The 13,465-nt window shown below is 66.5% G+C and carries 10 protein-coding genes and 2 pseudogenes; 6 read left to right on the top strand and 6 right to left on the bottom strand.

From position 1 onward, the window contains the following. From AB0F82_RS38255 to AB0F82_RS38245, 3 genes and pseudogenes are all read right to left on the bottom strand, one after another. Positions 1-666 (bottom strand): annotated as a pseudogene (locus tag AB0F82_RS38255) (transposase); the annotation flags it as partial. A gap of 54 nt (positions 667-720) precedes the next feature. Next, positions 721-1,917: a hypothetical protein gene (locus AB0F82_RS38250; RefSeq protein WP_362636355.1), complete on the bottom strand. Its 1,197-nt coding sequence runs from the start codon at positions 1,915-1,917 to the stop codon at positions 721-723. A 90-nt stretch (positions 1,918-2,007) separates the two neighbouring features. After that, positions 2,008-2,964 (bottom strand): hypothetical protein, encoded by a 957-nt coding sequence (locus AB0F82_RS38245; protein WP_362636349.1) that lies wholly within the window; start codon positions 2,962-2,964, stop codon positions 2,008-2,010. Between the two features lie 54 nt (positions 2,965-3,018). Here AB0F82_RS38245 and AB0F82_RS38240 point away from each other — a divergent pair, with 54 nt between their 5' ends. Together AB0F82_RS38240 and AB0F82_RS38235 are read left to right on the top strand one after the other, a co-directional pair. Beyond that, the gene (locus AB0F82_RS38240; RefSeq protein ID WP_362636346.1) at positions 3,019-3,687 is read left to right on the top strand and encodes a competence protein CoiA family protein; all 669 of its coding nucleotides are present in this window, start codon (positions 3,019-3,021) and stop codon (positions 3,685-3,687) included. 601 nt (positions 3,688-4,288) lie between these two features. After that, positions 4,289-4,531: a DUF6207 family protein gene (locus AB0F82_RS38235; RefSeq protein ID WP_362636352.1), complete on the top strand. Its 243-nt coding sequence runs from the start codon at positions 4,289-4,291 to the stop codon at positions 4,529-4,531. A 200-nt stretch (positions 4,532-4,731) separates the two neighbouring features. Here AB0F82_RS38235 and AB0F82_RS38230 read toward each other — a convergent pair whose 3' ends face one another. Further along, positions 4,732-6,063, bottom strand: coding sequence for a competence protein CoiA family protein (locus tag AB0F82_RS38230; RefSeq protein WP_362636344.1), 1,332 nt, complete (start codon positions 6,061-6,063; stop codon positions 4,732-4,734). 749 nt (positions 6,064-6,812) lie between these two features. Here AB0F82_RS38230 and AB0F82_RS38225 point away from each other — a divergent pair. From AB0F82_RS38225 to AB0F82_RS38215, 3 genes are all read left to right on the top strand, one after another. Beyond that, positions 6,813-7,355 (top strand): transposase family protein, encoded by a 543-nt coding sequence (locus tag AB0F82_RS38225; protein WP_362636341.1) that lies wholly within the window; start codon positions 6,813-6,815, stop codon positions 7,353-7,355. Next, the gene (locus AB0F82_RS38220; protein ID WP_362636338.1) at positions 7,252-7,557 is read left to right on the top strand and encodes a transposase family protein; all 306 of its coding nucleotides are present in this window, start codon (positions 7,252-7,254) and stop codon (positions 7,555-7,557) included. Before AB0F82_RS38225 ends, AB0F82_RS38220 begins: the two co-directional genes overlap by 104 nt. 871 nt (positions 7,558-8,428) lie before the next feature. Next, complete coding sequence (locus AB0F82_RS38215) at positions 8,429-9,295, top strand: transposase family protein (protein ID WP_362636335.1); 867 nt, start codon at positions 8,429-8,431, stop codon at positions 9,293-9,295. A 259-nt stretch (positions 9,296-9,554) separates the two neighbouring features. Here the strand turns inward: AB0F82_RS38215 and AB0F82_RS38210 are convergent, their stop codons facing one another. After that, a complete protein-coding gene (locus AB0F82_RS38210) occupies positions 9,555-9,941 on the bottom strand; it encodes an arylamine N-acetyltransferase (RefSeq protein ID WP_362636332.1) in 387 nt (128 codons plus the stop codon). A gap of 2,051 nt (positions 9,942-11,992) precedes the next feature. On the opposite strand from AB0F82_RS38210, the gene AB0F82_RS38205 reads away from it, so the two are divergent. After that, on the top strand, positions 11,993-13,003 hold the full coding sequence (locus tag AB0F82_RS38205) for a hypothetical protein (RefSeq protein ID WP_362636330.1): 1,011 nt from the start codon (positions 11,993-11,995) through the stop codon (positions 13,001-13,003). Between the two features lie 227 nt (positions 13,004-13,230). Here AB0F82_RS38205 and AB0F82_RS38200 read toward each other — a convergent pair. Next, positions 13,231-13,338 (bottom strand): annotated as a pseudogene (locus AB0F82_RS38200) (IS5/IS1182 family transposase); the annotation flags it as partial. Positions 13,339-13,465: the final 127 nt, after the last annotated feature.

Raw genomic sequence — 13,465 nt, 5'->3', positions numbered from 1 at the left:
TGCGGGGCCAGACGGTCTCAACCGCGTCGGGAAGCCCCTTGAGCCCGTCGCAAACCAGCATAAGGACATCGCTGACGCCGCGGTTCTTGATCTCGGTGAGGATGTGCATCCAGTGCTTGGCGCCCTCGGCGCCGTCGCCGGCCCACAGTCCCAGGATGTCGCGGCGGCCCTCGACGGTGACGGCCAGGGCCACGTAGATGGGCCGGTTCGCCACGGCGCCCCCCGATGGGCCTGGACCTCGCCCGTGGTCAGGCCCTTGGGGGACAGCGAGATGACCATCTCGTCCACGCCGGACAGACGCTTCTGCCGCTTCTTGACGATCTTCGGATCGAACGAGCCCTCACGGTCGCGGGGCACGGATATCGCCACCGGACCGACGTCCGTCAGCACGGTCTTCCCCCGACTGCCGTTGCGGGAGTTGCCGCCGTTCTTCCCGGCAGGGTCGTGCTTGTCATAACCGAGGTGGTCGGTGATCTCGCCCTCCAGCGCGGACTCCAGCAACCGCTTCGTCAGCTGCTGCAGCAGCCCGCCCTCACCCGTCAGCTGCAAGCCCTCGGCCTGAGCCCGGCCCACCAGCTCGTCGATCAGCCGGTCGTCCACCGCCTTCACAGGCTGCGGCTCAGACGTCTCGACGGTCTCGGCCTCGGTCACGTTCTCACTGGTCATCGGCGCATCTTCCTTGATCGGGAGATACACCGAACGATTTACAGTCCCTCATCTTCACCTGAGATTCTCCTGCCGCGTCTGGACGAGGGCGTTCCATCGAGAGCGGACCTGCTCCTCGCCGTCGATCCACCGCGTGATGGACGCCGTGGGGCGGGGGAGGCCGGCCATGTAGTGGGCGATGTCGGTGAAGTAGGCGAAGTCGCCGGTGGCGGTGAGTGCGCGCAGGCGGTCGATGGTGGCGGCCAGGGCCTCATGTTCGCCGCGGACGGCGTGGTGGAAGGCGAGAGCGAGCTCCACGAACCGGTGGAGGAAGGGGAGACCTGCGGCCTCAATGTCGGCGTGCAGGCCCTGGGCGCGGTCGGTGACGCCGGGGATCCCCGCGTCCTTGATCAAGGCCACGACCTGGGCGAGCAGGGTGTTGGAGCGCTGATCGAGGCCCTCAAGGAGCTGGTGGGCGAGGGCGAGTTCGTCGTCGGCCCGTACGGGGTCGGCAAAGGAAAGGGCGAGGGCGAGTCCGAGCTGTGCGTCTCGCTGCTGCGCCGGGCAGGTGGCGGGGTGGTCGGGGTGCGCCTTGACGACCACCGGGCAGCCGGCGGCCAGCGCGCTCGCGGTGTCCCCACCCGGGACGGAGAAGGCGAGCGGGAGGCGGACCTGCGTCATGGCGCGTTCGCCGGCGGCGCCGTGCTGTTCGGCTTCGGCGCGGCCGGCTTCGAAGGCGGTGACGGCCTGGGCGGTGTCGGCGTGGGACCAGTGGATGTCGCCGAGGACCCGATGGTGGCGGCCTTGCCAGCCCAGGGTGGGGATGGTGGCCAAGGCGGTGGGGAAGTCCCCGGCGAGGCGGGCCAGGTTGGCCAGGCCGCGGCGGGCCTTGGGGGCGAGGCGGCCGCCGATGTCGGCGACTGCTGCATCCCGGTGCGGGCGGCGTCGTTCTGGCTGAGGTCCTTGTGGGCCTTGGCCCGGTAGTACAGGGCTCAGCTCGGCGGGCAGCAGGCCGGTGTCCAGGACGGCGGTGAGGCGGTTGGCGGTGCGCTGGCGGTGCTCGCGCTGGCGGCGGGCGATCGCGGTGAGGAGCTCGGCCACGGCATCGGCCGGAGTGTCCGGTGCCGGATCCACTGGGGTGGGCAGGGCGAGGGGCTCCCAGACGGAGTCGTCGGTGTAGACGAAGGCGGCCTCGATGAGCCAGCCCAAGCCGGTCAGGCCGTGGTCGCGGACCAGGCGCAGGCCCTGGATCAGGCAGGCCACCAGCAGCATGCGACTAGGGGCCTGGGCGGTGGCCTTCGTCCACTGGTCGCCGAGGGCGGCCAGGGCGCGGGTGGCGGCCTGGTGCCAGTCGGCGTTCGTTCAGCGGTCGTCGCTGTGCTCGTCATCTTGTACGGCGCTGCGGATCGCGCGGTGCAGGTGGTAGGGCCACAGGGCGTAGGGGTTCTCGCTGATCAGGGGCCGTTCGGCCAGGCGCGGGGCGGCGGCCTGGTGGGTGAGGCCGGCTGTCTGAGTGGCGAGGTCGAGGTCGAAGGCGTCCAGCAGGGCGACGGAGCGCAGCAGGTGCCGTTCCTCGGGGGTGAGGTCGGACAGGGTGCGCGCGAGGAGGGCCGGGAAGGTGCAGTCGAAGTCGGCCGGGATGGGGGTGCGGCCGGTGCGGCGGATCTCCAGGAACCGGCTGACCGCGAGGTCCAGGTGCAGGGGCAGACCGTGGGAGCGGGCGGTGATCGCCGCGCGGATGTCGGCGCTGATGAGGGGCTGGCCGTCCTGGACCAGGCGGCGGGCGAGGTGGGCCTCGCAGTCCTCAGGGGAGAGGTCACCGATCAGGTGCTGGCGGCCGGTCGATACGGCTCCTCGGGGCTGCGGCACGCCCGCGGTGGAGGTGGCCAGGTCGGGCCAGGCGGCGGGGCCGGTCCAGTCGAGCTGGCCGTGCAGCGCGGGATCGGCCCACGGAAGCCGGCTGCGGCCGCCGATGATGAAGAAGACGTTCGGCATGAGCCAGACCAGGCGCTGCAGCAGCCACTCGAAGTCGCGGTGGCGGTCGCCGGTGTCCTCGAAGGTGTCCAGCAGCACCACCGGGACGACGCTCATTTTCGCGGGCAGCTGGCTCAGGTCCCAGGCCAGCAGGTGCGGGTAGTAGGACAGCGCCTCCAGGTCGGGGGTGGCTTCCAGCAGGGCCGCGGTCCGCGTGGCGCCGGCCAGGGCCTGGGCGCGGGCCTGCCGATCGCGAAGGGCGGACACCAGCGCGGAGGTGAGCTGCTGCGCCGCGGAGCCGACCAGGCCCGGGTCTCCCAGTACGGTGTGCGGTTCTTCTGCCACGACCCGGGACGGCCACCGTCTTGTGAGCTGCCGAATGAGTCATGGGAGCACCACATGCTCAAGCTGGAGATGGCGGGCGCCATCCGGGCAGCTGGGTGGTTCGCCACACTGGAAGTGCCTGCCGAGGACGGCTCCTGGCGCGCGGACGTCATGGCGGCCTCGACGGATGGCACCCAGCGGATGGCCTGGGAGGCCCAGTTGTCGCCGATCACCCTGGACGACATCCGGGCGCGCACCGACCGCTACCTGGACGAAGGCATCAGGGTGTGCTGGGTGTCCCCGCACAAGCGGCCACCGCGGTGGATCAGCGCGGTGCCTGCGGTCCGCGTGCGTGTCCCGGAGGAGAGGGGGCAACAGCTCTGGGTGGTGGACGACGGCCTCGCCGGGTTCGATTTCGCCGCCGGCCGTTGGATGTTCCGCGAGGAGGAACTGGTCCAGTTCGTCAGGTGGGCGCTCCACGGCCAAGTGGTTCCCGTCGAGAGCCTGCCGCGGTACCGCCGGCTGTACCGCGTCGTCGACGGTGAGCAGCGGCAGTTCCGGCGTGGCCAGTGGTGGACGTCTGCGCAGTCGGCCGCGGCCCAGCAGAAGCATGACGCGATGCGGCAGCGCCAGGAGCTGGCGAGGGAGGAACGTGAGGCCCGCCAGAAGCAGCTGCAGGAGGAAGCCGAGCGGCAGCGCCAGCTGCTGGAGGAGAAGGAGTGGGCCCGGAGGGCCGGAGGCTGAGCGGCTTCGTCAGCATCGGGCGGAGGAGTCCCGCGTCTACTGGGAGAAGGTGCGCCAACTGCGGGAGGTAGAGGATGCGCGCCGAGCCCGGGAGAAGGCGGAGGAAGACGCGCGTCTCGCGTTGGAGCAGGCTGAGCGGGAGGAGAGGCAGCGACTGGCGCTGGAGACGGCGAGGGCGTGGTGGGGCAGGCTGTCGCAGCAGCAGCGGAAGGAGCTGTTCACCGCTGTTGCCGAGTACGCGTGGCGCGAGTCGAACCTGCGGGTGGACGTCCCGGAGAAGCCATTGATGTCATCGGAGTACGCCTACGGCGTGCCGGTGTACGCAGTGGGTCGGCGACGGCCCTTGTACGGAGTTGTGCGCCCCTGCCCGAGCCTGGTCGTCGCCTCACCGCGGGTGGCGCTTCTGCACTTTCGCTCGAAGTACTCAAGAGGCCCGTGCGTTGGCCGAGGTGCTGCCCCAGGGCCGAGTCACGGACCTCGACCTGCCCGAGCATGAGCAGCTGACCATGTGTTGATGTCCGGCCGGACAGCCGTCTCCCCGGAGTCTGTACCCTACCGGTCCTGACGCCCGGTAGGGCAGCGGGTTCGGGATTGGTTCACGATCCCCGAACGGGTCGCGCAGTACTCGGCGGCGAGGTCCGACGCAAGCCACGTCAGCGAGCCCAACCTGCTCATCCGGGACATCACCGGCTCGGACCAGGCCACCGTGCAGGCCGCCGTGGCCGCGCTCGGGCACCGGTGGGCCACGTCGGGCACACCCGGCAACCGCCGTGTACCGGGAGAGCCCGGGGTCACCTCGCGGCTACATGCCGACCTGCGACGCGGCGGCGAAGACTCCCTCTAGCCGCAGCCCGCACTCGGCACCGCCGATTTTCCTGCTGACCAGGGGCCGCTCGAGTCCCTGCGTCCCGCTATGTGTACTGCCTTGTGTCGGTTTGCGCTTGCGTGAACGCGCAGCTCAGATGCCCTGTCACGGTGAACGGGCGAGACTGCGTTCCGCGGCCTGTTGGACCTGGCGGGGTGGGGCTGGTGGAGCGGGTCGTTTCACATCCTGTCGAGACCGAGCATCCGGTTCACGGCCTGCTTGATGGTGAGGCTGCCCTGTGCTCGCTGTGGAGGGACGGCTGGCGGGAGAGTTGAGGGGAGCTCGACGGCCAGGACCTCGACGCGCTGGCCGGGGGCTGCCTGGGCGGCAATGCGGCTGCGCTCGCGCTCGGAGGCGGCGAAGAGGACGAGCGGGGCAAGCCGGCGGCGCAGTGCGGGAACCCGGCTGGCCACTGGGCAGATGACCGCGTACGGCTTGCCGCGTACGTACACAGGCACTCCCATAGCGAACTCGGGACAGCCGTCGCGGGCGACGTTGGGGGAGGCCCCGGTCTGCTGGAAAACGAACTCCACCACCGGTTTGACCAACGCCTTCGGGCGCTGGAGCAAGGCCTCGATCGCCGCCAGGTGCTCCTGCTCGGCGGCCTGACGCGCCTCTCTCTGGCGCTGTTGCACCGCGGCCAGGCGCTCGACGATTCGGTACCGCCGGGCATGGGCCTGGAGCTGTTCCTCCTCAAGCTCGAAGTGCCGGTGCGTGATCCATCGCTGATTGCCCTTGGTGTGCAAGCCCGTGCGCAGGCGATGCGGGCGCGTGGTGTTCGCGCCGATGGCGGCGACGAAGCGTTCCAGCGGGAAGGCGTCGACCGGCAGCCATTGACCGTGGCCACCGCACGGCAGAGGCCCGTCGACGCCAGCCCCGCAGTCCTCGCACTCACGCAGGCCGCAATCCGCGTGGTTCTCAGACCACTTGGACTCGAACCGGGCGGCTCCGGCAGTGACCTGAACGTGGCCGTCGTCGTCGGAACGGGCGATCTGAACAGAAGGCACATTGTCGAGCCAAGGGGCGGTCTTGCGGTCGGTGAACCAGCACACCTCGACGTCGGCCGCGCGGTACCGGTCAGTGCGAGCCTCGATGTCCGTGATGGAGATGGCGGCCATCTGCGCCTCCAGGGCGACGCGGCGGCCGCCGTCAGGAGAGGTAGCCATCACATCCGCGCGCCAGGAACCGTCAGGGGCCGCGACCTCGTACTCAGCACTCCAGCCGGCCGCTCGGGCGTGCTGGGCGAGGTCCAGCTTGAGAAGGTGGTGGGCCGTGCCCTCGCCCGCGAGCCTCGCCTCACAATGGGGAGCGTTGTTGGCGTGCCGCAGGAACCACAGGTCGTACGCGCCGTGTGTCTTATGGACCAAGTGAAGCCGCCAGGCGCACTCGTAGCAGGTCAGGGGTGCGGGCGGCTTGGTCTTGTAGATGCCCTCCCGGTCCTGTCCGCACCCGAGGTCGGCCTGGGTGACGTCGATGCGCCCCCATTCCCCGTGGACCCCGACGAACACCATCGCTCTCTCCTTCGTTCCGTGTCGGATCCTTTTGCGCGGCGGACGGTAGTGGCCTGGTCTGACATGGCATCCCCCGGTCAGAGCAGGGCGATGCGCCGATCGAGGGATCGCAGTCCTCCTCCCGACGCTCCCCACGGCGCTCGCGTTGACGGCCGGACCCGGCCTTCCTGATTACTTCGCCGGACCGGCTCCCGCTCCGTCCCGTCCTGCTGCAACACGTCGAACGCGATAGAAACAGCTGGCAGTGACGCGGCAAGCGCAGGAGCGCTCCGGCCGCGAGGCGGCCCGGCACTGCAACCCGTCAAAAGAACAGACGGCCCGCCTCGGCGTCGCCGGATCGCAGGCGGCGCGTACCAGGCGGCGCGTACCAGGCGGAGGCTGCCCGGTCACGGCTGCGGCCACCTACGTACGCTGCTGGCCTGCACTGCTGTCGACCGCACGCCGCACGACGGGGACCGACGGAGGCCGAACGCTCAGCTGCACCTACGACGCTCAGTGACCAACCGGAACGTCAGCCACGCAAGTCGCCGTCACATGGGGCTGGATAGACTTGCATCGGAAATCGAACAGGTGGCCTAATTGGGTCGTGGCGCGAACAGCATTGCCTGACGATCTTCTCCTGACCCAGGCCCGGGTGATCAGACCTACGCCGCTCTCGCCCTGCCTTTCGGCGACCACGCCACCAATCTTCGGCAGGGTGCCGTTGAGAGAGGTGTTCGACGTCTCAACTCATCAGCGCAGGAGCCTCGTTGGTTCCCTATCCTGCCGCACTCGACCTCCCGCACGCCTTGGTCGAGTGGGTAACCATGCTCATCGTCACCCGTGAGGGTGACCGCCGCTGCAAGCTCCCGCCGCACCAGCGTGCTCTCGTCAACTTGGTCTACCTTCGCCGACATGACACGCTCGCGCAGATCGCCGCCGGTTTCGGCATATCGGTCGGCACTGCCCACGCCTACGTCGCCGCCGTCGGCCATCTGTCCCGCCGGGCGCCCGGGCTGCTGCGGGTCCTGCGGGAGACGGATCCCGATCACGTCCTGCTCGACGGAACGCTCGCCGAGTGCGACCGGGTCGGTGACAGCCGGGCCGACTTCTCCCAGAAGCACCGCCGCCACGGCGTGAACGTGCAGGTCGTTGCCGACCCTGCGGGGAAGCTGTTGTGGATCTCGCCCGCGCTGCCCGGCCGCACCCATGACCTACGCGGCCCGCACCCACCGCATCATCCGGATCTGCGAACGCCAGGGCGTTCCCGTCCTCGCCGACCGCGCCTACATCGGGGGCCGGCTCATGGGTGACCACGCCGATCAGACGTCTTCCGCACCAGGACTCACCGCGACCCAGTGGACGATCAACCGGGCCCTGTCAGCGGCACGAGCACCGGTCGAACGAAGCGTCGCGAGGCTGAAGTCCTGGCGCGTCTTCCGCAGAGCCCGTTGCAGTCCCAACCGCATGACGGTCATGGCCGCTGCCGTCCTCACCCTTGAGCGTCAACGCTGAAAACGCTCACTCCCAGTACCACTTCTCTTCTAGCGAGTAGCTGTTGACGCCCCACAAGCATCCTTGCCACAACGGACTGGGAGCGATCAGATTGGTAGTATATCCAGGTTGGACACGCACCCAGCCGCTGTAATAATTAAGTCCCCACGAGCAGTTCACCTTCAGGCGAACGCTTTTGTCTCCGGCGCCAAATGCGCCTGCGTAGGGCTTGCAATTATTTGCATATGCCCGGTAGCTCCCGTTAGAATCCCTGTAGACTCCACTGTCTTGGCATGAGTAGATGCCGCCAACCGGGCCGGAGATGGCTACACCTGCACTGGCAGGGGTGGCGGAGGCGAGTGCTACACCTGCGGACATGACTACGGCTGCGGCAGAGACTCCAGCTCTCCGCCAGGTGATGTGCGTCGCAAGTTTCATTGAAGGTCGATCCTTTGGATAGTATTTTCTAGGCCGACAACTGCTAAAGGACCCCCATCTGGGCGCTGCTCGGGCGGGTATCCACATGTCATCCGGGCCAGACTGCAAGTGCAGTGATTTCAAGGTGCCAGGGATTGTGGATTTTTTCATGAGTAAGACTTGCCCAATTCGCGGCTGAACGTCGGCGTCGGCAGCTGAGGCTTGCTCTTCAGGGTGATGGTCAGGGCGGGGAGACAGAGGTGTTTCAAAGTCCTGGTGACCACGTGAGTCCGCAGGGCCAGGCGGTCGGGCCGCCCGTCACGTGCGCAACGAAGCTCCGGTTGAACGGGGTGACCTTCCCAAGTCGCCCTGAACCGCCGGAGCTTCGATGTGTCGTCAGTCTGCCACCGTCTGTCTCGTCAAGTCGCCTGCTCTGGAGGGTGTTGCGGGGCTCTCGCTGGTGGAGCGGTTGCGGATGCTGCCCGATCCGCGCCGCCGGCGCGGGGTGCGTCACCCGTTCGTGGCGGTGCTGCTGGTTGCCGCCTCGGCGGTGATCGCCGGCGCTCGCTCGTATGCGGCGATCGGCCAGTGGTCCGCGAATGCTCCGCAGCACGCCCTGGCACGGCTCGGCGCCTGCGTGACGGGCACGCTCGGGGTGCGCGTCGCCCCGAGCCCCGCCACGATCCGATGGGTCATCGGCCTGGTCTGCCCCGGCAGCCTGGCCGACCTGACCGGTGCCAGTCCCGGTGGCGCGGACTCGGTCGCCGTGGACGGCAAGGCCGCCCGCGGCTCGCGGCACGGCGGGACTCCCACCGCCCACCTCCTGGCCGCGATGACCGGCGACGGCCAGACCATCACCCAGCTGCGGGTTCCGGACAAGACCAACGAAATCACCTGCTTTACGCTTGCCGCTGGCCCATCGAGCCTGTCTTCCAGCACGGCCGCGACGACCTCGGCGTCGGCCAGGCCCACAACCGCACAAGGCGCGCGGTCGAGCGCACCGTCCCGTTCGGCCTGGCCGTCTAACACCCTCACCGTGCTGTGGTACACGCTCCACGGCTACCACCCCGACGACATCACCGACCGCCGCGCCAGCGCGCCCTGGTACACCTCGAAGAACACGCCGGCCCTCGCGAACATGCCCGTCACGCTCCGCCGGACCGTGATCGCCGCCCAGGTTTTAGGCAACGTTCCAGGTCAACCGAGCACCACGGAAATCCAAGCGTCACCCGCGCCTGGCAAGCAGCCAGCACATAGACCCACACCAAGATCACCAAGACGACGAAAGTCGAGCTCAACACCCCACCAGCGGAAACACCGCGACCTGACATACCGTCACTGATATCGCTCCACTGACACCAAACCGGCACATCGCACCCTCCGGATCGCCGGCGTTCCACTGGGCCAGCCCCACGGGGAGCGCACCGCGATGTCCAGGACGTCGCGGACCATCTCCCTGGCGGGCTCGGGAAGCTCGGCGATCGTTTTTGCGGCTTGCGGGGACAGGCGCACCGCCCACGGCTGACACGCCACACTCATTTTTGGCCACTCGGCCGATCCGCGTCGAAAGTCTCCTGAGCAGGCCGCTGCGGCCGATCGGCTCAGGGCCGAGGGTGGAGCGGCACGGGCAGCCGGTCGAGCACGATGCCGAACTCGGCGCCATAGACGGCCCGTACTTCCTCGTCGGTCGCCAGCTCCTCCTCCGTGCGGTCGCCGTCCGCCGAGGTGGTGATGAGGGTGTGGTCCCGCAGGGTGATCCGGCCGCCGTCCCCGGTGAGCCGGGAGCAGACCGGTCCCCTGGTGGAGCCGGACTCCGGGCTGGTGCGGTGCCACCAGGCGCCGGTCAGGAAGTCGGCGAGCGCGCGGGGGCGGGTCTTCAGCCGGTACGCCGGCACGCCGTCATGCAGCACCTCGAAGTCTCCGCCGCCACCGCCCTCCTCGTCGTCCGTGCCGTGCGCGTCGTCCCGGACCGGCCGGTCGACGAACACCAGCTTGTACTTCGCCCCCGCACCGACCGCCCGCCGACGTGGCCGGTCAAGAAGCTCGGCCTCTCTCCTGGAGTGCCAGACAGGCCCCAACTCCGCTACCAGGTCAGCGATCACGGACGCCGAGAGACCCGTAACACGACGCTCCGACATGATCAACTTGCGTGCTGCGATCCCCACCACGAACAGCCCAACAAACCCACCCGGCCGCCGTCACGCTAACCATGCACGAGGTCGCTACGAGGCGTAAAGCGAATTTTGCCTGATTGGACTGGCGGGCGTGACTGCCGCCGCGTACGGTCCTCACAAAGGGCCGACGTTGATCATTTCAACCTCAAGCTCTTAGTTCAGACCTAAATGTGGACCACGCAACCCAACCGAATCCTATATATCCGACACCGAAGACAATCCCTGAAAGAGTGAAAGTCCACGATAGCCCCGATATAAAGTATCCGGGGAGTCCGATAATTACGCTAAGTGGCCAGAGCGCAAGAATCGGGCGAGGCAGAGAGCCCATCCTCCAGACGCTACAAGAGACGAAGCATAGCCCCAGCGTCATAACAGTAACGCCCAAGGGGTACATGCCCCAAGGGCCAATACTTCCATCTGGACCGACTATCACAGCTCCTCCCATCAGCGCTATCAGGGCGCCCGTCTTCCCTCCCTTATGTTCCATTTGAAGACAGTACAGAAAGAGACTCAAATTAGATAGCAGAAGAAGTTCGTCGATGACGATATACGTGCCTTCGAGAGCGTCGGTCGCCGTGTCCGCCGACAGGAACGACGATGCTATTCTCGCAATGCCGAAGATCACAGGGCAGATCGCCCAGCGGGTACTCAATTTCATTCATTCTTCCCTTGCTGGTTAGCACCCCTAGCCCTATGCGTTGGGGACAGACGCTCGAAGTGGACACATTGCCGCGAATGCCCCCTACCTATTAGGTGCACGGTAGCTCGCGAGGCTGAGTATTTAGTACTCATTTTGTGCGAGTGAAGTGCCCCGCGCTGCCTGTGAAGAGACCGCGAGAGCGGAGGGTGGCACGGGTTCGTCCAGTTTTCGTCGTAGGTGCGCGCAGCCACATTCAAGCTGGCCGTGACACTTCACCGAGATCCGATAGCTATGGTCGGCCGGGAGGGCATGGTGGGCCAGCTTGCAGTCTCCGCAACTGTCAGGCGCTGCGGCAAGAGGTGTGACGTCACCGGCTACGACGAGGACACTGTAGGCGAGAACGTCCAGTTGGGTTGAGGGTAGCTGCTCCCAAACGACGCACCTTGAAGCGAACCTAGCGTACGCCCGCAGCAGCAAGCATCAAAACCTCGGTGACTGGCATCTCCTTCCGTCTTCTCCCTCGGTCCGCAGTCCAGGATGCATCCCGGGCTCGAGTGGAGCAGCAGTTACTCATGCGCCCCCATGCGGTCGGCCGGTTGACTGTTCTGAGGCAGCTAGCCACGCGGCTGTGGGTGCGACGGGGGCTTTCTCCTAGGTGCCCACGAGCAAAATGCAATGGAAAGCAGGCCATGATGAAGAGTCTGACTAAGACGAACTCTCTGAAAGTGGGCATGGCGTTCGCCGTCGCTATTTTTGGGGTGACTCCAGCCTCGGCGGGGGCATCGCGTTGACCCTGTCCCACCTGCGCGTGCGGGCCCTGTAACAGATGACAACGATCCTGAGGTCTTTATCGTACGGCTGTTCGGTATCCCCGGGATTCCGATGGAGTATTGGACCGATAACGGTTCCGAGTGGCGACCACCAATGACCATCGTCAATCACAATCAGATCCTCATTGTGGAGTGAAGGCGTATTGTGCCGCACAGTCGTGATTGCCGTTTAACGTAGTCGGCATGTTCAATGAAGTGAGTCGAATTGGCTCGGCTTTGGCTGTAATTTAGGTTTTGGCGACCGCGTATAGTCGAGTAGCGCCTACTCGTGAATGTCGGGGGAGGCTCCGAAGGCTCCCTTATTTCGCAACATTACGAACGACGTGGTTCAGCGAGGCGTTGTCAGAGGTTGCTTCGTTGGCGATCGCTAGGACAATGCATTGGATGGTGCCGCCATGAGAGCAGAGATGTTGTTGGCCGTGGAGACTCCACCCTCACGATTGGGCCGCCTCGGGAACGGTCGTGGCTGGTACACCCTGAATGAAGGCCTGCTCACTATTCTCGACGACAACTTTGCCCCGATGCGTCGGTTTGAAATAGGGGCAAGCTTCCCCTCATACGCGGTGAGCCCTGATCTGACTCACGTGGTGGTAGGTGGGCAGGATCGGATCAGTCTGCTTGATGAATACGGGAAAGTTGTGTGGTCTGTTCAGCACGCGCCCTGGGGCACGAGGTTGTCCCTCTCTGGCTCCTGCGAATTCTCCTCGGACGGCAGTGAGATCTGGGTTACCGTTCCTGAACCTGAGGAGGACGAGGACGGCGAGGTGATCGAGGGTGAAGAACAAGACGACGGGGCAGACGCACCGTATGACTTCGGTGACCAATGGTGGGTGATTGACGCTGCTACCGGAGTGATCCTCGAACGCAGCCCGCTGGGCTGTGAAGCCACCGGCTCCGCGCATGTGCGACACCCCGATGGGGTTCACATGGGTTTGAATGTCGGCGAAGGCCAGGACGGCTCAAATTTCTACTGGGGCTGCCGTCGCGGCGGGGATTTTCACGTAACGACCAAATATGATCTCACGCGGTCGCTCGCTGACATCCACCCCGAGGGGACCGCGTACCTGACCGTCCCGCGAGAATCCGACGGAATCATGGTGCACGATTTCGCGAGCCATTCGGTTATCGCTCGCCGGCCCAACAGCGATCTCCTGCTTCTGCCCGGCGAGTGGCCGATATTCGCAGGATACCTCGACTGCGAATACATCCTTGTGGAAACGGTCGACCGCAAGTGGAATTTCGGCCGTCACATCGTACTCCAAGCCCAAGGGTTGGACGTTCTCGGCGAGGTTTGCTACCCACCTTCAGTTGGTCCGGGTAGATGGATGGATGATGGATCCGACCGAGATGGCAGGTGGATGACCAGGATAGGAGACCGTCTCTTCCAGTGGCGCTTGGCCAAGTAGTCACATCAGCGCGCCTCCCCCGCAGCTCAGGAGCGAGGGGACCGGGCACCGGCCTCGTCGGGATGAACAGGTGACGCATGTCCGCACGTGCCGATCCCCTCGCCCTTTCGGCCCCGCTGCCTCGAGGTGATTGTCGATCGGGCGTTCAACTGCACCCCGCTTCGAACCCCGAGACGCCGATCACCATGATGGGCTGAGAACTCCATCGGAATGACTCCAGGCGTCGTCGGGCTGTCCCCGCGCTGGCCGGGCGATGTCAGCCAGACCAGCGGTCGGCAACGGTCATCCGCCAGCAGATGGACCTTGCTGGTCAGCCCGCCCCGGGAGCGTCCCAGGGCCTCGCGGGTCTCTCCATCCACACGGGTCCCGCCCCGTTACCTTCTTCGTGGCCCCGCAACGGGGTTCCCGGTCTCCGGGTCCGGTATGACTTGAGCCCCTTGTCGATCATGGTCGAAAAAGTGG

The organism is Streptomyces virginiae (assembly GCF_040638905.1).
Lineage (GTDB): Bacteria > Actinomycetota > Actinomycetes > Streptomycetales > Streptomycetaceae > Streptomyces > Streptomyces virginiae_B.
Note: the sequence above shows the minus strand (reverse complement) of the source record. Positions and strands in the feature narration are given on the sequence as shown.

What these genes read in the sequence shown, in the direction of transcription:
- AB0F82_RS38205 (WP_362636330.1), top strand. Translation starts at nt 11,993, where the DNA reads ATGAGAGCAGAGATGTTGTTGGCCGTGGAGACTCCACCCTCACGATTG.
- AB0F82_RS38230 (WP_362636344.1), bottom strand. Translation starts at nt 6,063, where the DNA reads ATGGTGTTCGTCGGGGTCCACGGGGAATGGGGGCGCATCGACGTCACC.
- AB0F82_RS38250 (WP_362636355.1), bottom strand. Translation starts at nt 1,917, where the DNA reads ATGCTGCTGGTGGCCTGCCTGATCCAGGGCCTGCGCCTGGTCCGCGAC.
- AB0F82_RS38240 (WP_362636346.1), top strand. Translation starts at nt 3,019, where the DNA reads ATGCTCAAGCTGGAGATGGCGGGCGCCATCCGGGCAGCTGGGTGGTTC.
- AB0F82_RS38220 (WP_362636338.1), top strand. Translation starts at nt 7,252, where the DNA reads ATGACCTACGCGGCCCGCACCCACCGCATCATCCGGATCTGCGAACGC.
- AB0F82_RS38215 (WP_362636335.1), top strand. Translation starts at nt 8,429, where the DNA reads ATGCTGCCCGATCCGCGCCGCCGGCGCGGGGTGCGTCACCCGTTCGTG.